This is a genomic window from Nocardia sp. Root136, assembly GCF_001427185.1.
In the GTDB taxonomy this organism is placed as follows: domain Bacteria; phylum Actinomycetota; class Actinomycetes; order Mycobacteriales; family Mycobacteriaceae; genus Nocardia; species Nocardia salmonicida.
The window spans coordinates 2671023-2692403 of sequence record NZ_LMFE01000001.1 but is presented as its reverse complement, the minus strand read 5'-3'; the positions used below and the strand labels follow the sequence as shown (position 1 = coordinate 2692403).

Here is a 21381-nt window from a genome sequence, read left to right as displayed (position 1 = left end):
TGTGTTGGAGCCCACACTCATGCCCTGGTCGTGAGTACTCACTCGGACAGACTGGACAATCGACCGGTTTTTTTACCGGAATAAGTTCCCTTTTATTAAATGAGCGCCTACTGTCGGCCTTGCATGGACAGGCTCCATGTGACGTAACTGACACAGCCGTTGGAGGAACGATCATCAGCTAGGCACCCGCGACGGACGTAACGTCCGTTTGCTTCGGCGACCAGTGGTCGCCGATCTCGTCCATATGATCTGTCGGGGATCTTGCGCGAGTGTGGCGTCACGCCCACCGCGTTCATATCGAATCTTCCGGTTCACGAGGTGTATTCGTGCTGCCCGAAAACATTCGATCTGCTGTTCTTTCGCGATTCGAGGAGGCTCTGGTGCACGGTACGGAGTTGGGTGGGTTCAGTGCGCGACCACAGGAAGCGCAGGTCGTCGGCCTGCCGTTTCCGCTGACCCCGGCCCAGCTGGGCGTCTGGTACGCGCAGCTGCTCGACCCCGATGTCCCGATCACCATCGCCCAGTACGTCGACATCGACGGCGAGCTCGATATCGCTGTGCTGCAGCAGGTTTCGGCCGAGGCCGCGCACGCCTACGGCTCGCCGCTGGTGCGCATCGGCGAATTCGACGGTGTCCCGCACCAGTACGTCGACCACACCATCGCGGTCGAGCAGGAGCTGCCGCTGATCGATCTTCGCCACCACGACGACCCCGTGGCAGCCGCGCAGGAATGGATGCGCGCCGAGTTCGGCGCCCCCATCGACCTGTTCACCGACCGGCTGGTGGCGGGTGCGGTGCTGCGGGTCGGCGAAGCGCGGTGGTTCTGGTATCTGCGCGGCCATCACATCGTGCTCGATGGGTACGGCGCGTTCACCAACTCCCAGCGCGTCGCCGAGCTCTACACCGCGCGGATGCTCGACATCCCGGCCCGCGAGGTGGTGCCGGGCGAGCTGTCGGCGCTGGTCGAGGGCGAACAGCGGTACCGCGAAAGCACCCGTTTCCTCGGCGATCGTGAGCACTGGGCCCAGCGCATCGCGGGCCTGGACAGTCCCACCGCGCTCGACGGCCGCACCGCGCCGCGCTCGGCGATCAACCTGGTGACCGGTGGGCGCCTGTCGGAGAAATTGGTCGACCGGCTGGAAACCATTGCCGCCAGCGATGATTCGGCGATCTCCGCAGTACTCCTCGCCGCCTTCGCCGCCTACCTGGGCCGCCTCACCGACCGCCCGGACGCGGTGCTGAGCCTGCCCGTCACCGCCCGCACCACCGCGGTCATGCGCCGCTCGGCGGGGATGCTGTCCAATATCGTGCCGCTGCGACTCCCCACGGGCGCGGCGGGTTCGGCCGCTACCTGGGGTGAGCTGCTGCGGGCGGCGCGGGTGGAGGTGGCGGGTGCGCTGCGCCATCAGCGCTACCGTGCCGAGGACATCCGCCGCGACGCCGAGGACGACGGCCGCCCCGCCCGGCGTGCGCTGTTCGGTCCGCTCGCCAACTTCATGCTCTTCCGCAGTGACCTGACGCTCGGTACCACCACCGGCCGCTATCGGGTGCTGTCCACCGGTCCGATCGAGGACCTGAGTCTCAATGTCTACTACGGCGACCGCGATCGGGTGCACGTTGATTTCGAGGCCAACCCGCACCTCTACGACGCCGACACCCTGGCCAGGCATCACGCCCGTTTCCTCGGTTTCCTCGAGCGCTTGGCCGCTGCCGACCTCGATACCGCGCTGAGCGCGATCGAGGTGGCGACCGAGCTGGAACTCCAGGTCAGCACGAGGATCTGGAACTCCACCCGGTTCGATGTCGATGCCGCGCTGGCCGAACGTTCGGTGCCGGCGGCCACCCTGCCCGCCCTGTTCGAAGCCCAGGTCGCGCGTACCCCCGACGATGTGGCCGTGCGGATGGCGACGTCCTCGCCCACCGAGGACGCGACGCTGACCTATCGCGAGCTGGCCCAGCGGGTCAACCAGCTGGCCCGGCGCCTGCGGGCAGACGGCATCGGCCCGGAATCGCTGGTGGCGCTGAGTATTCGGCGTTCGCCCGAACTGGTCGTGGCGATGTACGCGGTGCTCGCCGCGGGCGCGGCCTACGTGCCGATCGACCCGGATCACCCGGCCGAGCGCATCGCGCACATCCTCGCCACCGCCGCCCCGGCCGCGGTGCTCACAACCACCCGCGACCGCGCGCCCGTCGACGGGCTGCCGGTGCTGACTGTGGACACGCTCGATCTGAGCGGCTACGACGACGCCCCGCTGAACGATGCCGACCGCACCGTGCCGCTGCGCCCAGGTCACCCCGCGTATGTCATCTTCACCTCCGGCTCCACCGGTCTGCCCAAGGGCGTCGCCGTCGAGCACGCCGCGATCGTGAACCGGCTGGTGTGGATGCAGCAGACCTACCGGCTGCACGGCGTCGACGTGGTGTTGCAGAAGACCCCGATCACATTCGATGTGTCGGTGTGGGAGTTCTTCTGGCCCTTGCAGATCGGCGCGACGCTGCTCCTGGCTGAGCCGGACGGCCACCGTGATCCCGGCTACCTGCGCCGCGTGATAGCCGAATACGGCGTCACCGTGGCACATTTCGTGCCGTCGATGCTGGAAGTCTTTCTGGCCCAACAGGAAATCGCCGAGCGCACCTCGCTGCGGCTGGTCTTCGCCTCCGGTGAGGCGCTGCCCGCCGCGCCCGCCCAGCGCCTGCGGCTGCTGACCGGTGCCCGGCTCCACAATCTTTACGGCCCGACCGAGGCCGCCGTCGACGTCACCTTCCACGAGGTGAACGACAGCGACCGGGTCACGGTGCCGATCGGCGCGCCGGTGTTCAACACCCGGCTCCATGTTCTCGACTCACGGCTGCGGCCTGTTCCGGTCGGGGCTCCGGGTGAGCTGTATCTGTCGGGGGTACAGCTCGCCCGGGGTTATGTAGGACGTCCCGAGCTCACCGCCGGACGTTTCGTCGCCGCGCCCGCGGTGGTGTCCGCCGACTCCGGGCGCTCGGTCGCCGAGGGCGGATCCGGTGTCGCTGTCGTGCACCCGCTGCCGGGTGAGCGGATGTACCGCACCGGTGACCTGGTCCGCTGGACCACCAATGGTGAGCTGGAATATCTGGGGCGCACCGATTTTCAGGTGAAGCTGCGTGGTCTGCGGATCGAGCTCGGCGAGATCGAGGCCGTTCTGGAGAGCGTCGACTCCGCGGCGCGCGCCGTGGTCATGGTCCGTGACGACGCGGGCGTCGGCGAGCAGTTGGTCGCCTATGTGGTGGAAGCCGAGCCGGGCGCGGTCGCGATCGATGATCTGCGCGAGACCGCGCTGCGCGCGCTGCCCGCCTACATGGTGCCCGCCGCGTTCGTGCTGCTCGATGCCCTTCCGGTGAACGCGTCGGGCAAGCTCGATCGCAAGGCTCTGCCCGCACCCGTCCGCACCGTCGTCACCTACGCCGAACCGGTCGGCCCGGTGGAGCAGACGGTGGCCAGGGTGTTCGGCGAGGTACTCGGCCTCGATCGCATCGGTCGCGACGACGACTTCTTCGCCCTCGGCGGCAACAGCCTGGTGGCCACCCAGGTCGCGGCCCGCCTCGGCGCCGACCTCGGCTGCCGCCTCGGCGTGCGCGATCTGTTCGGCGCGACCACCGTCGCCCGCCTCGCCGCCGCCGTCGCCGAACGTGACGACACCGGTGTCTCGGCTCAGCTCCCCGTGCTCGCCGCTCGCCCCCGCCCGGCGCTGATCCCGCTTTCCCCCGCGCAGCAACGAATCTGGTTCCTCAACCGCTTCGACCCCTCGGCCCCCGGCTACAACATGCCGTTCGTCGTCCGCCTGCGCGGCACCGCCGATCTCCCCGCCTTGGTCGCCGCGCTGCACAAGGTCGTCGACCGCCACGAGGCCCTGCGCACCGTGTTCCCCGCGGTCGACGCCCCTGGTGGCGAGGTTGCCGAGCAGGTCGTCCGCGATGCTGGTTCGGTCCGCATCGGTGATCCCGTCGCAGTGTCGGCCGCCGACCTCGACGCCGAGCTGACTCGCTTCGCTCGCGCCGGGTTCGATCTCGAACGCGAAGCTCCTTTCCGCGCGGGCATCTTCGTCGTCCCTGATGCTGTCGACAGCGCTGTGGACAACTCCGCCTCGCGGCTCGCCGAGCCCATCGCGGACATCCAGGCAGGGGAGTGCGTACTCGCAGTCGTGCTGCATCACATCGCGGCAGACGGCGTTTCGCTGCAGGTGCTCGTCCGCGATGTACTCACCGCCTACCGTGCCGCGGCCGACGGCGTCGATCCGGGTTGGTCGCCGCTGAGTGTGCAGTACGCCGACTATGCCCTCTGGCAGCGCGAGCTGCTCGGCACCGAAGCTGATCCGCAGTCGCTGGCCTCGCGCGAGATCTCTTTCTGGGAGCGGACTCTGGCGGGACTGCCCGACCAGCTCGAGCTGCCCTCGGCCCGGCAGCGGCCGGTCGAGCCGAGCATGCGCGGCGCACGCACCGCCTTCACCATCGACGCCGACCTGCATCGGCGGCTCGCCGATCTGGCCCAGCAGGCGGGCGCCTCGCTGTTCATGGTCCTGCACACCGCGCTGGCCGTGCTCCTCGCGCGCCTGTCCGGGACCACCGACATCGCCATCGGTACCGGCGTCGCGGGCCGTGGTGACCGTGCCATCGACGACCTGATCGGCATGTTCGTCAACACCCTGGTTCTGCGCACCGAGGTCGATCCGGCGGCGAGTTTCACCGCCGCGCTCGAAGGCACCCGGGAAACCGACCTGGCCGCCTTCGCCCATGCCACCGTTCCCTTCGATCGCCTGGTCGACGTCGTCAACCCGGCTCGCTCGCAGTCGCGGCACCCGCTGTTCCAGGTGGCGCTCAACTTCCAGGCCGTGCTCGACACCACCTTCGAACTGGCAGGTTCGCCGGTCACGGTGCGTGAGATCGAACTCGACATCACCAAGTTCGACCTACAGCTCACCCTCGCCGAACGACGCGGTGCCGCGGGCGAACCCGACGGCATCGACGCCGTCACCCTGTATGCCACCGACCTCTTCGACGAGCCCGAGATGCACACTCTCGGCGCGCGTTTCGTGCGACTACTGGCCGCGGCGGTCACCGCCCCCGACACTGCGGTCGGTGACCTCGCGCTGCTGTCGCCGCACGAACACGCCCGGCTCGTCGGGATGCGCGGAGCGCCGGTGACCGCCACCGGCCTGCTACCCGACCTCCTGGCCAGGGCCGTCGCGGCCGATGCGGATCGCGATGCCGTGACCGACGGCGACCGCACCCTCACCTACCGTGAACTCGACCGGGCGTCGTCACGCCTGGCCAGGGTCCTCATCGACAGTGGCATCGGTCCCGACGACGTCATCGCCGTCGGCATCCCCCGCTCCATCGAGTCGGTCCTCGCGGTGTGGGCTGTCGCCAAGTCAGGTGCGGCCTGGCTGCCCGTCGACCCGAGCTACCCGCTCGATCGGATCACCCATATGGTGGCTGATTCCGGTGCGCGACTGGGTCTTACAGTGTCCGAGTCGCAGCCCGCACTGCCCGGCTCGATCGACTGGCTGGTCCTCGACGAACTGAAGCTGATGGCCGAATGCGCCGGGCGTTCCAGCGACCCCGTCACCGACGTCGAGCGCGTTCGACCCCTGCGCACCGAGCACCTCGCCTACGTCATCTACACCTCCGGCTCCACCGGCCTGCCCAAGGGGGTGCTGGTCACCCAGGCGGGCATCGCCGGTTTCGCCGCCGAGGAAACCGCCCGCATGTTCGGCTCCGCCGACGCTCGCGTCCTCCAGGTCGGCTCCCCGTCCTTCGACATCTCGGTGATGGAATTCCTGCTCGCCGTGAACTCCGCCGCGACGCTGGTGATCGCCCCGCTGGGTCGCCATGTGGGAGACGAACTGGCCCAACTGCTGTCGGAACAGCGCGTCACCCACGCGCTGATGACGCCCTCCGGTCTTGCCGTGCTCGACCCCGCTCGACTCGACGCCCTTCGCATGGTGATGGTCGGCGGCGAAGCCTGCCCGCCCGACCTGATCGCCCGCTGGACCACCGGCCCCGTCCCGCGCGCGTTCGTGAACGCCTACGGCCCCTCCGAGACAACGGTCGCCACCAATATCAGTGCCCCCCTCACCGCGGATTCCCCGCTGACCCTCGGCACCCCACTGCGCGGCATCACCCAGTGGGTACTCGACGCGCGGCTGCAACCGGTCCCCACCGGTGTCGCGGGCGAGCTGTACGTCGCGGGCGCCCAGCTGGCCCGTGGCTACCGCTCCCGCGCGGCCCTCACCGCGGCGCGGTTCGTCGCCTGCCCGTGGGCGCCGTCCGAGCGCATGTACCGCACCGGCGACCTGGTCCGCTGGACCACCGAGGGCACCCTCGAGTACCTGGGTCGTAACGATGACCAGGTCAAACTCCGCGGCTTCCGGATCGAACTCGGCGAAATCGAAACCGCCCTGCTCGCCCTGCCGTCGATCCGCCAGGCCGTCGTGCTCGTCCGTGCCGACGCCCACCGCGGCGACCAGCTCGTCGCTTACCTGGTGCCCGCTGCCACCGGAGACCGAGCTGTCGATACGACGGCAGTGGCTCTCGAGGTCGACGCGATCACCGCTGCCCTGCGTGGCACCCTCGCCCCGCACATGGTGCCGTCCGCGTTCGTCGTGATCGATGCGCTGCCGCTCACCCCCAACGGCAAGCTCGACCGCAAGTCGCTGCCGGAGCCGGTGTTCACCGCGCGCGCCTTCCGTGCGCCCGCCGCGGGCATCGAGGCCGCGGTGGCTCAGGTGTTCGGCGAGGTGCTCGGGGTCGAGCAGGTCGGCGCCGACGACGACTTCTTCGCGCTCGGCGGCAACTCCCTCGTCGCCACCCAGGTGGTGTCTCGCCTCGGGACCACGCTCGGTCGCGCGGTGTCGCTGAAGGTGCTGTTCGAGGCGCCGACCGTGGCCGCACTGGCCGCCGTGCTCGATTCCGCGGAAGCGGTCGCGCCGAGGCCCGCCCTGGTGGCAGGCGAACGGCCGCACCGGGTTCCGCTGTCGTACGCCCAGCAGCGCATGTGGTTCCTGAACCAGTTCGACGCCGAATCGGTCGCCGACAATATCGCCGCCGCCATCCGCCTGACCGGCGCCATCGACTACACCGCGATGAACGCGGCCGTCGCCGCGGTCTTCGCCAGGCACGAAGCGCTGCGGACCCGCTACCCCGCCGTCGACGGCATCCCGTACCAGCAGGTGCTCGACGCCGACCAGCTGACGATCACCCTCGAACCGCATGCGATCGCCCCGGTCGACCTCGACAGCCGGATCCGCGCGCTGGCGGCTGTCCCGTTCACGGTCGACCAGGAACCCCCGGTCCGCCTGCATCTGCTGCACACCGACACCGACGAGCACGTCCTCGTCCTCGTGCTGCACCACATCGCCGCCGACGGCTGGTCGGTCGCACCACTGACCCGTGACGTGATGGTCGCCTACGCCGCTCACCGGGCGGGCGCCGCACCCCAGTGGACGCCACTGCCGGTGCAATACGCCGACTTCGCCCTCTGGCAGCGCGATGCCCTCGGTGCCGAGGACGACGCCGACTCCTCCCTGTCGCGCCAGATCGCCTTCTGGACCGCTGAACTGGCGGATCTGCCCGACCTGCTCTCGCTGCCGAGTGACCGTCCGCGCCCGGCGGTGGCCTCGGGTCGCGGTGCGCGCCAGACCTTCACGGTGCCCGCCGCGATCACCGAACGACTGCGCGGCCTCGGCGCGGATGCCGGCGCCTCGCTGTTCATGGTGCTGCACACCGTATTCGCCGCCACACTCACCAAACTGTCCGGCCAACAGGACATCTCGATCGGCACTCCGGTCGCGGGCCGCGGTGACCAGGCGCTCGACGACCTGGTCGGGATGTTCGTCAACACGCTCGTGCTGCGGGCCCGGATCCGGCCCGACGCCACCTTCACCGAACTCCTCGGCACGGTCCGCGACAGCGACCTGCGCGCCCTGGCCAACACCGACGTCACCTTCGACCGTCTCGTCGAGGCGCTCAATCCCGAGCGCTCGACCGCGCGGCACCCGTTGTTCCAGGTGATGCTCGACTTCCAGAACAACTCCCGAACCGAACTCGAACTCGCGGGCTTGACCGCCACGGAAATCGAGATCGACACCCACACAGCCAAATTCGACCTGCACCTCACCCTGCGCGAGACCTCCGACGGACTCTTCGGCCGCTTCGAGTACGCGACGGACCTCTTCGACGCGCAGACCATCACAGATCTCGGCACCCGTTTCCTGCGAATGCTGGATACGGTGACCGCCGATCCCACCGTCGTGATCGGCGACATCGACCTGCTCGACACCGCGGAGCGCACCCACCTGCTCGACACCTGGAACGCCACCGCGTACCCGGTCGACGAGCGCATGACGCTGGTCTCGCTGTTCACCGCGCAGGCCCAGCGCACCCCGGATGCGACCGCCGTGAGCTTCGACGGCGAATCGCTGAGCTACGCCGAGCTCGCCGCCCAGGTGAATCGCCTTGCTCGCCTGCTGATCTCGATCGGTGTTCGCCCCGATCGCACCGTGGCTCTCGGTATGCGTCGCTCGACCGACCTGGTCGTCGCCATGTACGCGGTCCTCGCCGCGGGCGGCGCCTATGTGCCGCTCGACCCGGACCACCCGGCCGAGCGCATCGCCCAGGTGATCGACGCCGCCGACCCGGTCTGCGTCCTGACCCGCGCGATCGACGACGTCGACCTGTCCGCGCAGGATCGCGAGGACGCGCGCGTGACCGCTCACCCCGCGATTCTCGACCTCGAGCAACTCGACACCACCGACTACTCGTCCGAGCCGATCACCGACGCCGACCGCCTCGCCACCCTGACTCCAGGCAACGCCGCCTACCTGATCTTCACCTCCGGCTCCACCGGTCAGCCCAAGGGCGTCGTCGTCTCCCACGCCGCCATCGTCAACCGCCTGGTGTGGATGCAGGACGCCTACCGCCTCACCCCCGACGACGTCGTCCTGCAGAAGACCCCCGCCACCTTCGATGTGTCGGTGTGGGAGTTCTTCTGGCCCTTGCAGATCGGTGCCCGCCTCGTGCTGGCCCGCCCCGACGGCCACCGCGACCCGGCCTACCTGGCCCAGCTGATCGACACCGAGCGGATCACCGTCGCTCACTTCGTCCCCTCGATGCTGGCCGTCTTCGTCGCCGCGCTCGACGAAGCGAGAGCTGCGACCACCGCGAGCTGTGCATCGCTGCGCCTGGTGTTCGCATCGGGCGAGGCGCTGCCGCCCACGCCCGCCCAACTGCTGCGCCGACGCACCGGTACGGCTGTGCACAACTTGTACGGCCCCACCGAGGCCGCGGTCGACGTCACCTTCCACGAGGTGATCGACGCCGACACCGTCTCTGTCCCGATCGGCGCGCCTGTGCACAACACCCGGGTGTACGTCCTCGACGGTCGACTGCATCCGGTCCCCGTCGGCGTTCCCGGCGAGCTGTACCTGGCAGGTGCTCAACTGGCGCGAGGCTACGCGGGCCGTGCCGACCTCACCGCGGACCGCTTCGTCGCCGACCCGTTCACCCCCGCCGAGCGCATGTACCGCACCGGCGACCTCGTCACGTGGACCACGGACGGTGAGCTGGAGTATTTGGGCCGCACCGACTTCCAAGTGAAGCTGCGTGGTCTGCGGATCGAACTCGGCGAAATCGAAGCCGTTCTGTCCGGACTTCCCGAGATCACCCAGGCCGCGGTCATCGTCCGCGACGACGCCCTGGTGGCGTATCTCGTCGCACCACAGCACCTCGACGTGGATGCGGTGAAGTCCACGCTGATCCGTACCCTGCCCGCCTACATGGTCCCCGCGGCGTTCGTGGTCCTCGACGAGTTCCCGCTCAACACCTCCGGCAAGCTCGACCGGAAGTCGCTGCCCGCACCGAGTTTCGAAGCCGCGGTGTTCCGTGCGCCGACCACCGAGGTCGCTCGCATCGTGGCAGCCACGTTCGCGACGGTCCTCGGTTTCCCCGCCGATCGCGAAGTCGGTCTCGACGACGATTTCTTCGCCCTCGGCGGCAACTCCCTCAATGCCACCCAGGTCGCGGCCCGCCTCGGCGCCGCCCTCGACACCCAGATCCCGGTCCGGTTGCTGTTCGACGCGTCGACCGTGGCCGACCTGGCCCACCGGTGCACCGCCCTGCGCGGCACCGGTGGCCGCCTCGAACTCACCACTCGCGAACGGCCACAGCGGATTCCGCTGTCGGCCGCGCAGCGCCGGATGTGGTTCCTCAACCGCTACCTAGCCGACGTCGACGGTATCGGCGATGCCGTCGACAACATCCCGGTCGCGCTGCGGCTCACCGGCGACCTCGATATCGCCGCCCTCGAAGCCGCCCTCACCGACGTGGTCACCCGGCACGAGACCCTGCGAACCAGCTACCCCGACGGTGCGGAGGGCGCCGAACAGCTGATCTCGGACACGGCAGAACTCACCCTGCGGCCCGAGGCGATCGCCGAGGCGGAACTGCCCGAACGCCTGTTGTCCTGCGCCGCCGTTCGATTCGACCTCACTACCGAAATCCCGCTGCGTGCGGCCTTGTTCGCGGTGAACGGCGACCACGTGCTCGTCCTGGTGGTCCACCACATCGCCGCGGACGGTTTCTCGCTCGGCCCGCTGGCCGCCGACCTGATGGCCGCCTACGCCGCCCGCCGCGAAGGGACCACCCCGACCTGGGCCCCGCTGCCGATCCAGTACGCCGACTACACACTCTGGCAGCACGAAAACCTCGGTGACGCGACAGATTCCGAATCGCAGGCACACACCCAACTGGCCTTCTGGCGCCACGGCCTGGCCGGCCTGCCCGAGCAGCTCGACCTGCCGACCGACCGTCCCCGCCCCGCCGAATCCACCTACCGTGGCGCCGTCCACCGCTTCCAGATCGACTCCGATCTGCACAGCGAACTGCGCGAACTGGCCCGCAAGCACGAGGCCACCCTGTTCAGCACCGTGCACGCGGCCCTGGCCGTCCTCCTGGCTCGCCTGTCCGGCGGCAGCGACATCGCCATCGGCACTCCGGTGGCGGGCCGTGGCGAGGCCGCCCTCGACGGCCTGATCGGCATGTTCGTCAACACCCTGGTCCTGCGCACCCAGATCGATCCGCGCGTCGAATTCGAGACTGCCCTCGACGCTGTCCGCGCGGGCGACCTGGACGCCCTCTCGCACGCCGACATCCCGTTCGAGCAGGTCGTGGATGCCGTCGACCCGGCGCGAGCTCGCAACCGCCACCCGCTGTTCCAGGTGGCACTGGTTCTGCAGAACTTCACCGTCCCCGCGCTGGAGGCCGCGGGGCTGCGTGTCGACCCTGTCGATTTCGATGCCGCCGTGGCGAAGTTCGACCTGCAGTTCACCGTCGGCGAATCCGACGACATCGATGGACGCGCGAACGGCATGTCGATCGAAATCGCCTACGCCACCGATCTGTTCGACGAGGGCAGCGTCGCGGTGCTGGCTCGTCGCTTCACCCAGGTGCTGGCCGCCGTCGTCGCCGACCCGACCGTCGTGGTGGGCGACATCCAACTGCTCAGTGCCGAAGAGCAGCAGCGCACCCTGCACGATTGGTCGTCCACCGGCGCTTCGGTGGCCGCCGCCGACACCATGGTGAACCGATTCGCCCGCGCCGCCGCCCTCGATCCGAACGCCGTCGCCGTGAAGGCCGGCGAGCTCACCCTGAGCTACGGCGAGCTCGACGCCTGGTCCAACCGCCTGGCCCGGCGTCTCGTCGCCGCGGGTGTCGGCCCGGAATCGCTCGTAGCGGTAGCACTTCCGCGTTCAGTGGAGTTGCCCGTCGCCCTGCTCGCCGTGCTGAAGGCGGGCGGCGGCTACCTGCCGATCGACCCCAACTACCCAGCCGATCGCATCGAATACGTGCTGGACGATGCCCGCCCGCACTGCGCCATCACCAACGCTGACACCGGCCTGGCGCCCGACTGGTTCGGTGGCCCGGTCATCGACCCCGACGCGGGCAACCTGTCCGACTTCGCCGCCGAACCCCTGACCGACGCGGACCGGCGTACGCCCTTGACGCCCACGAATGCCGCCTATGTCATCTACACCTCCGGCTCGACCGGCCGCCCCAAGGGCGTCGTCGTACCGCACGCGAATGTCGTGGCCTTGCTGGACAACACCGCGGCGCGTTTCGACTTCGGCCCCTCGGATGTGTGGACGATGTTCCACTCCTATGCCTTCGACTTCTCGGTGTGGGAGCTGTGGGGCGCCCTGCTGCACGGCGGCTCGATCGTCTTGGTCGACTACTTCACCTCCCGCTCGCCCGAACAGTTCCGCGAGCTGTTGCGCGCCGAACGCGTCACCGTGCTCAATCAGACGCCGTCAGCGTTCTACGGGCTCGTCGCCGCCGACCTGGCCACGCTCGAACCCACCGAATATGCCTTGCGCACAGTGATCTTCGGTGGCGAGGCGCTCGAACCCCAACGCCTGGCCGGCTGGTTCGCCCGCTACCCGGACTCGCCCCGCATGGTGAACATGTACGGCATCACCGAGACCACCGTGCACGCCTCCTACCGGGAGATCACCCCGAACACGGGTTCCGCCAGCGTGATCGGCGGCGCCATCGCGGGACTGACAGTGCGCGTGCTGGATTCGCGTCTGCGCCCCGTTCCGGTCGGCGTGCCCGGCGAGATCTACGTCTCCGGACCGCAGTTGGCGCGCGGCTACCTGGGTCGACCCGACCTGACCGCGAGCCGCTTCGTCGCCGACCCCTACGGGCCCGCCGGATCCGTCGCCTACCGCTCGGGCGACCTCGCACGCTGGACGGTAGCGCCGGACGATCTCGCGTCGCCGGCTTCGGCAGCCGCCGAACTCGAATACCTGGGTCGTGCCGACCAGCAGGTGAATCTGCGCGGCTTCCGCGTCGAGCTCGGCGAGATCGAGGCCGCGCTGCTGCGCAGTTCGGTGGCCCCGCGCGAAGTGGCGGTCCTCGTCCGTACCGACCTGGTCGACGAGCCGCGAATCGTGGCCTACCTGGTCGCGGAATCGACCCACGTCGACACCGCCGACCTGCGCAATGAGCTGGCGCGGACCCTGCCCGAACACATGCTCCCGGCTGCCGTGGTACTGGTCGACCGCATCCCGCTCACGGTCAACGGCAAGCTCGACCGTGCCGCGCTCCCGGCACCCGTCTTCGAGACCACCGCCTACCGCAAGCCCGCCACGATCACCGAGCAGATCATCGCCGACGTCTACACCGAGGTCCTCGGCCGTACCGACGGGCAGCCGGTCGGCGCCGACGACGACTTCTTCGCCCTCGGCGGCAGCTCGCTGCTGGCAGCCAAGGCCGTCGCCCGCATCGGTGCTGCCCTCGACCGGCGCGTCGGTGTGCGGACCCTGTTCGAGACGCCGCGCGTCGCCGAGTTGGCCGCCGCCGTCGACGCGCAGTCCGAGGTCGATCGGCCCGCGCTGGTGGGCCGGGCCCGTCCCGAGTTCCTTCCGCTGTCCCCGGCTCAGCAGCGGATGTGGTTCCTCAACCGCTTCGACGGCGCGTCGGTGGCCTACAACATCCCGTTCGCGCTGCGCCTGAGCGGTGCGCTCGATACCGGTGCGTTGCAGGCCGCGATGTCGGACGTGGTCGCCCGGCACGAGTCGCTGCGCACCATGTACCCGGTGTCGCGGGCCACGGGGACCGATATCGACGGCACTCCGACGCAGTCGATCGTGGCTGCCGCCGACGCCGTGGTGTCGCTGGAACCGATCGCGGTCGCCGACGCGGACCTGCCCGCGGTGATTCGCGAACTGGCCGAGACCACCTTCGACGTCACCACCGAGATTCCGGTGCGCATGCGCCTGTTCCAGGTGGCCGACACCGAATTCGTGCTGGCCGCCGTCATGCACCACATCGCGGCCGACGGCTCCTCCGTCGCGCCCTTCGTGGCCGACCTGATGCGGGCCTACACCGCCCGGCTCGCCGATGCCGCACCCGGTTGGGCGCCGCCCGCCGTGCAGTTCGCCGACTACGCCCTGTGGCAACGCGAACTGCTCGGTGACGAGTCCGATCCGGAATCCGTGGCCGCCCAGCAGGTCCGCTACTGGCAGACCCAGCTCGCCGGACTGCCCGATCAGCTGGCCCTGCCGACCGACCGGCCACGCCCCGCCCGCCAGAGCCTGCGCGGCGACAAGGTGAGCTTCACCGTCGACGCCGATCTGCACGCCGCGCTGATCGCACTCGGCCGCGGCAACGGTGCCACCCTGTTCATGGTGGTCCACGCGGCCTTCGCGGCCCTGCTGGCCAGAGTTTCCGGCACCGCCGATATCGCCGTCGGCACCCCGAACGCGGGACGCGGCGAAGCCGAACTCGACGAGGTCATCGGCATGTTCGTCAACACCCTCGTGCTGCGCACCCAGGTCGCGGGCGACGCCGCGTTCACCGATGTGCTCGCCGCGGCACGCACCGCCGATATCGCCGCCTTCTCGCACGCCGACGTGCCGTTCGAACGGTTGGTCGAGGTGCTCAACCCGGCTCGATCCACCGCAAGGCACCCGCTGTTCCAAGTTGGCTATTCGTTCCAGAACCACGAGCGTGGTCAGCTGGAACTGCCCGGCCTGACCGTCTCGAACATCGAATTCGATTCCGGCGTAGCACAGTTCGACCTGCACCTGTTCGCCCTCGACAACTACACCGCCGATGGTTCTCCAGCGGGCATCGAGATGGCCCTCGGCTATGCCACCGATCTGTTCGACGCCGCAACCGCCGAACGCTTCGTGGGTCAGCTGCGCCGAGTGCTCGAATCCGTCACCACTACACCGGATGTCGTCGTCGGCGACCTCGATGTGCTCGGCGCCGACCGCACCCTGCTCCTCGAAACGTGGAACGACACCGCTCATCCGGTCGAGTCGACCACCCTCGCCGAACTGGTTGCCCGCCAGGCGCACCGAACCCCGACCGCGCTCGCGCTGGTAGACGACGAGACCGGCGAATCCCTGGACTACGCCACCTTCGATGCCCAGATCAATCGTGTCGCTCGGCTCCTGATCGCCGAGGGCGTCGGCCCGGAACGCACCGTCGTGCTGGCCATGCGCCGAGGTATCGACCTCGTGATCGCCATGCACGCCGTGGTCCGGGCGGGCGGCGCGTACGTGCCGATCGATCCCGATCATCCCGTCGACCGCATCGCCGACATCGTCGCCACCGCGGCACCGCTGTGCGTGCTCACCACCGCGGTCGATGGTCTCCCGATCTCCGTCGACGTCCCCGTCTTCGAGCTGGATCACCGCGCCCTGCAGGATCTCTCGACCGAACCGGTGACCGATGTCGAGCGCATCGCCCCGCTGCGTCCGCAGCACCCCGCGTACATCATCTTCACCTCGGGCTCCACCGGTCGCCCCAAGGGCGTAGCCGTCCCGCATGCCGCGATCGTCAACCAGCTCGCCTGGCTGCACGACCGCTTCGCCATGACCACCACCGATCGCGTTCTCCTGAAAACCCCTGCCACCTTCGACCTCTCGGTCTGGGAGTTCTGGTCGCCCCTCAGCTCCGGCGGTGCCCTGATCGTCACCCGCCCCGGCGACGAGCGTGATCCAGATCGGCTGCGCGCCACCATGACCCGGCACGGCGTCACCGTCCTGCACGCGGTGCCGTCACTCGTCGGCATGTTGCTGACCACCGAAACCGCACTCCCGGTCTCGCTGCGCGCCGTCCTCGCCATCGGCGAAGCACTGCCCGCCGCCACCGCTACCCAGTTCCGCGCCAGCGGCACCACCGCCGCCCTGCACAACCTGTACGGCCCGACCGAGGCCGCCGTCTCGATCACCGAATACGAAGTAGCCCAAGACCCGTCGCACGTTGTTCCGATCGGTGCCCCGGCGTGGAACAGCGCCCTCTACGTTCTCGACGCTCGTCTACGGCCGGTCCCGATCGGCGTAGCAGGCGAGCTCTACCTGGCCGGAGACCAACTCGCCCGCGGCTACCACGGCCGCCGCGCGCTCACCGCCGACCGCTTCGTCGCCAACCCCTTCACCACCAGGGCAGGTGCGTCGCTCGGATCGCGGATGTACCGCACCGGTGACATCGTGCGGTGGCGTGCCGACGGCACCCTCGAGTACCTCGAACGCGCGGACTTCCAAGTCAAGATCGGTGGCTTCCGCATCGAACTCGGCGAGGTCGAGACAGCCCTGCTGCGCTGCGCCGATGTGCGGGCGGCGGTCGCCGTGGCCAAGACCGACGAGCGTGCGGGGGCGCGGCTGATCGCCTACGCGGCGGTCGCCGATCTGACCCCGGGCGACGAACAATCCGTCGCGGCCCGACTGCGCGGCGAACTCGCCGCGAGCCTGCCCGCCTACATGGTTCCCGCCGCGCTGGTGGTGCTCGACGCGCTGCCGCTCAACGCCAACGGCAAGGTCGACCGGGCCAACCTGCCCGAACCGGAGTTCGCCGAGGCGGCCTTCCGCGCCCCGGTCACCGAGGTCGAACAACTTGTCGCCCGGACTTTCGCCGAGGTGATCGGCTGCCCGACCGCCGGACTCGACGACGACTTCTTCGCTCTCGGCGGCAACTCGCTGATGGCCACCCGGCTGGCCGCGCGCCTCGGCGCCGCGCTCAGCATCCGAGTCCCGGTAGCAGCGGTCTTCGATGCCCCGACGGTGGCCGCACTGGCCGAACACCTCGCCACCGCCGATCGCACCGCCGCCCGCCCGCCGTTGACCAAACGCACCAGCGAAGGTCCCGCGGTCCTCTCGCCCGCGCAGCAACGCATGTGGGTCCTGCACCAACTGTCGCCGCAGTCCTCGGCCTATCACATCCCGGCCGCCATCCGCCTGACCGGAAACCTGGACCTGCCGGCCCTACAAGCGGCGATCGCCGACCTCCTGGCCCGCCACGACACCCTGCGCACCCGCTACCCGGACACCGCAGGCGGTCCCGTGCAACAGGTGATGCCCGCCTGGTCCGCGGCCGTCGACCTCACCCCGATCCCGGTCGCGCCCGCCGATGTCGAAACCCGCATCGCGGCACTGGTCGCGCAGCCCTTCGACATCACGGCCGCGCCCCCGATCAGAGTCGCCCTCTACCGCCTCGCCGACAACGATCACGTCCTCGTCGTCGTGGTGCACCACATCAGTGCCGACGGCTACTCGATCGACCCGCTCACCCGAGACCTGGTGCGCGCCTACGTCGATCGCAGCCAAGGGCGCGAACCCGGCTGGAGCCCGCTGGAAATCCAGTACGGCGACTTCAGCGCCTGGCAACGCGAGTTGCTCGGCACCGAGGCCGACCCCGACAGCGTGTTCACCCAGCAGCTCACCTACTGGACCCGCGAACTCGCGGGCGCGCCCGAACTGCTGGCGCTGCCGACAGATCGTCCGCGCGCGGCCCGGCGTGAGATGCGCGGCGCGACGCTCGAATTCGAGATCGATGCCGACCTCACCCGCAGCCTCGACCAGGTAGCTCGCGCCAACGGAACCACCCTGTTCACACTGGTTCACAGCGCCCTTGCCGTCCTGCTCGCCAAACAATCAGGCAGCGCCGACATCACCATCGGCGCCCCGGTAGCCGGTCGCGGCGCTCGCGAACTCGACGATCTCGTCGGCATGTTCGTCAACACCGTCGCTCTGCGCACCGAGGTCGACTCACGCGCACCGTTCACCGACCTGCTGGCCCAGGCCAAGCGACGCGACCTGGCCGCCCTCTCCCACGCCGACGTCCCGTTCGAGCAGGTGGTCGATGCCATGGGTCGCACGCGGACCGGCGCCTACACCCCGCTGTTCCAGGTGATGCTGACCTTCCAGAACATGCCGCCGGGCGGTATCGACCTACCGGGCCTACACGTTCGACCGTTGGACCCCGGCCTGACGGAAGCCAAGTTCGACCTGCACCTCACCGCCCTGCAGCGCTACGCGGACAACGGCGACCTGGACGGTCTCGATGTCCACTTCGGCTACGCCATCGACCTTTTCGACGCGTCGACGGTCGAGGCGCTGGCCGAACGGTTCCGCAAGATCCTCGCCGCCGTCGCCGCCGATCCCGCCGTGGCGGTGCGTGCCATCGACATGCGCACCGACGCCGAAAAGACCCCACCATCGAGCACCTACACCATCGCCGATCTTCCGGGCCTCGTCGGCTCGGCAGCTCGGCTCGCGCCGGCGACCGTGGCATTCGCCCACGGCGAGCACGCCATCTCCTACGGAGCACTCGACGCCAAACTCACCGCGGTGAGCAGGGCGATGGGCGCGAAGATGAAACCTGAAGCGTTGGTGAACGTCGCGCTGGCCGGCCTCGTGCCCGGCGTGCTCGCCGCACTCGGCGCGGTCGGTCTCTCTTCCACTCTGCAAACACTGGTGACCGATGCTGCCGCGGTAATCGCCGGGGCGGGGTCGGCTGACGACTCGGAAGGACAACTCTGATGTCGCACACGGATTCGGTCACGACCGCCGCCACCCTCGCCGCGCTCCTGCGTGACCTGGACGGCGACCGGCCGCGTGACCCGGCGACCCTGCTCGCCGCCTTCTCCACCTACGCCGATAGCGAACCCGACATCCTCGCGGTGCGCGACGGCGAAATCGGCCTCACCTATGGCGAACTAGCCGAGCGTGTCGATGCCTTGGCCGCGGCTCTCATCGAGCACGGCGTCGGACCTGAGACCACCGTCGCTGTGTCGCTACCGCGCTCGGCGGAACTCGTTGTCGCCGTGCACGCGGTGCTCACCGCGGGCGGTGCCTTCGTTCTGCTCGACCCCGCTACCCCGGCGGAAGTGCAAAGCCGCACCTCGGCGCTGGCCGCGCCGACGCTCGTCCTCACGAGCGCCCGGACACGGCACCCGGCCGGGTTCCCGGTTCTGTACACCGACGCCACCGTCGAGATCACTCCCGACGAGCTACCAGGGCCTACCGCGGACAACCCGGCCTATCTCGTCGTCGACATCGCCGCCTCCACCGCGGTCGTCGTCGGGCATCGCGCGGCACAGGCGAATTCGAGCTGGCGTCAGCGTCTCTGCGGTATCGGCGCTGGTGATTCCGTGCTCTGGCACGCACCGCTGACCGGGCAGGCCGCGGTAGGGGAGATGCTGCTCGCCCTGCAAACCGGTGCCACGCTGGTGGTCTCGCCGTCGGAAGTGCTCGCCGACGCGATCTCCCGAACAGGCGTGACCACAGCATGTCTCGACCATGCCGAGCTGGCCGAACTGGCGGCGCTGCCCGATGCCGAGGAACGCCTCGACTCGCTGCGCGTGGTGCTCGGCTCCGGTGGGTCATTGCTCGCGAAAACCGCTGCCGCCTTGCGCTCGGTGAGCGGAGCGACCCTGTGGCATGTCTACGGCAGGCCCGAAACCGCGGGCGAGTTCGTCGCGCACGAGGTGACCGGGGCCGATCTGGAGGTGGTCCCGTTCGGATCGGCCGCCGACGATGTCGAACTGCTGATCCTCGACGAGCACCTGTGCCCCGTCGCCGACGGTGAGATCGGTGAACTCTACGTCTCCGGTGTGCAATTGGCGCGCGGTTACGTCGGCAGACAGGCCACCGCCGCGACCTTCCTGGCCAACCCCATCGGCCCGGTGGACGACCGCATGTTCGCCACCGGCGACCTGGTGCGGCGCAGGCCGCCGGGCGATGCCTGGACCGCCGAGATCGAATTCGTCGGCCGCATCGACGACGGGCACTATTCCGGTGCGGTGGGACTGCCGGGCGAGCTCCTGCTCGACGAATTCGAAGCGCAGTCCGCCGCGACCCCTTTCGACCCGGCCGTCGTCCATGCGCCGAGCGACGGCCCGACATCGATCATCACCTACGGTGACCTCGACCGGCGCACCAACCAACTGGCCCGGCATCTGTCCGCCCTCGGCATCGGACCCGAATCCGCTGTGCTCGTAGATGTTCCGCGTTCCATCGAGTTCGTGGTCGCCACCTACGCGGTGCTCAAGGCCGGTGGCACCGTGGTGCCGATCGACACCGCGAACCCCCTGATCCCACCGGTCGTCAACCCCGCACTGGCCCTGACCATCGCGGCCCGCGAACACCTCGGGGCCTACGACATCCCGACGGTCACGGTCGACCGGGTCGCGCTGTCGGCCTACTCCAGCGAACCGATCGCCCGCGGCGAACATCGCGCCCCGATCCTGCCGCAGCACTCCGCCCTCGTGCTGTTTCCGCCCGGCTCGACCCACAGCGTCACCATCAGCCACGCGGCCGCGGTCCACCGGGTGACCGCCATGCAGGCCCGCCACCATCTCTCCACTCGCGACGTCTACCTGCACCAGGCCCACACCGGCGACGCCACCGCCTGGCACGGCTACCTGCTACCCCTTCGCGTCGGCGCGACCGTAGTCCTCACCGAGCCGCCCGACCCCTCCCGGTTAGCCACCCTCATCACCGCCTACGGCGTCACCACCACCGACTTCACCCCGCACTTCGCTCCCGCCCACCCCACCCACAGCGACCGCCTGTTCCGCACCAGCGAGCTCGCCCACCACGAAATCGAAGGCACCCCATCAGCATTAGCCCATCTGGGCACTCTCCTCGGAAAGGCCACCCCGTGACCAACCCGTTCGACGACGACAACGCCCAGTTCTACGTTCTGGTCAACACCGAGGGTGAACACTCCCTCTGGCCCACCTTCGCCGCCGTCCCCGGCGGCTGGTCGGTAGCCTTCGGCGCCGCCCCCCGAACCTCCTGCCTGCACTACGTGGAGTCCCACTGGCTCGACATGCGCCCCAACTCCCTCATCGCCGCCATGTCCAACAAGCCCTGATCTGTCAGACGGTCGAGCTAGCTTCTCCCCATGGGACTTACCGTAGGGACCGGGGGACTGGCCTATGCCGTGGAAGACGGCAGTGACCCGGAAAATCTCGACAGGCTGAGAGATCAGTTGCATGCGCTCAACGAATTGCTGGTGCGGGAGGGGCTACCCCCTCACGACGAGCCGAGGGTCGCGGGCTCAGCAGTGGACCGCGCTCGGATATTGGGCGTGCCCTACTCTTTCGTGCACTCGCTGCGCCGCGCGTATGCCCTGGCGCGCGAATACCCCGAGCAGCCGCTGACTCCCGTTGCCGAGGGTGAGCGGGCTTCGGATGATCCAGTCATCAACGTGGTCGGATCCACCTTCGACTCCCACCTCGTCTGCCACTCGGATTGCGAAGGGCTTTACGTTCCCGTCGAATTCGAGGAAGTTCTCTTCGTCGGCGACGGTGTCGACATCGCCGGTGGCATGGTCGGGTCGAGCATGGCGCTGATGCGCGAACTGGCCTATGTCGCACCGTATTTGGGTATCAGGCTGGTCGAGGGTGAACTCTCCGATGCCGAGCTCGTCCGGATCCGGGCGGTGCTGGACAGCACCAACGACGCGGAGCACCCGTTCTACCGGGAGTTGAACACCTGGCTGTTGTTCTTCGAGGCAGCCAGGGTTTCGATCGAGAACGGCACCGTCATCGAATTCGGGTGAATC

Annotated in this window: 4 protein-coding genes; all 4 read left to right on the top strand. The window is 69.1% G+C overall.

The genetic code is table 11. From position 1 onward, the window contains the following. The first annotated feature begins 380 nt into the window (after positions 1-380). Genes ASD42_RS12225 through ASD42_RS12210 form a run of 4 tightly spaced genes read left to right on the top strand, consistent with a single transcriptional unit; the run spans position 381 to position 21378 of the window. Positions 381-18350 (top strand): non-ribosomal peptide synthase/polyketide synthase, encoded by a 17970-nt coding sequence (locus ASD42_RS12225; protein WP_235569389.1) that lies wholly within the window; start codon positions 381-383, stop codon positions 18348-18350. Then, complete coding sequence (locus ASD42_RS12220; RefSeq protein WP_056814162.1) at positions 18350-20476, top strand: AMP-binding protein; 2127 nt, start codon at positions 18350-18352, stop codon at positions 20474-20476. Before ASD42_RS12225 ends, ASD42_RS12220 begins: the two co-directional genes overlap by 1 nt. Continuing rightward, positions 20473-20688: an MbtH family protein gene (locus tag ASD42_RS12215; RefSeq protein ID WP_056814159.1), complete on the top strand. Its 216-nt coding sequence runs from the start codon at positions 20473-20475 to the stop codon at positions 20686-20688. Before ASD42_RS12220 ends, ASD42_RS12215 begins: the two co-directional genes overlap by 4 nt. Positions 20689-20718: 30 nt before the next feature. Further along, positions 20719-21378 (top strand): hypothetical protein, encoded by a 660-nt coding sequence (locus ASD42_RS12210; RefSeq protein WP_063893590.1) that lies wholly within the window; start codon positions 20719-20721, stop codon positions 21376-21378. The last annotated feature ends 3 nt before the right edge of the window (positions 21379-21381 follow it).

Bases quoted from the DNA above. Each gene is read 5' to 3' on its own strand.
- ASD42_RS12220 (WP_056814162.1), top strand. From the start codon at position 18,350: ATGTCGCACACGGATTCGGTCACGACCGCCGCCACCCTCGCCGCGCTC.
- ASD42_RS12210 (WP_063893590.1), top strand. From the start codon at position 20,719: ATGGGACTTACCGTAGGGACCGGGGGACTGGCCTATGCCGTGGAAGAC.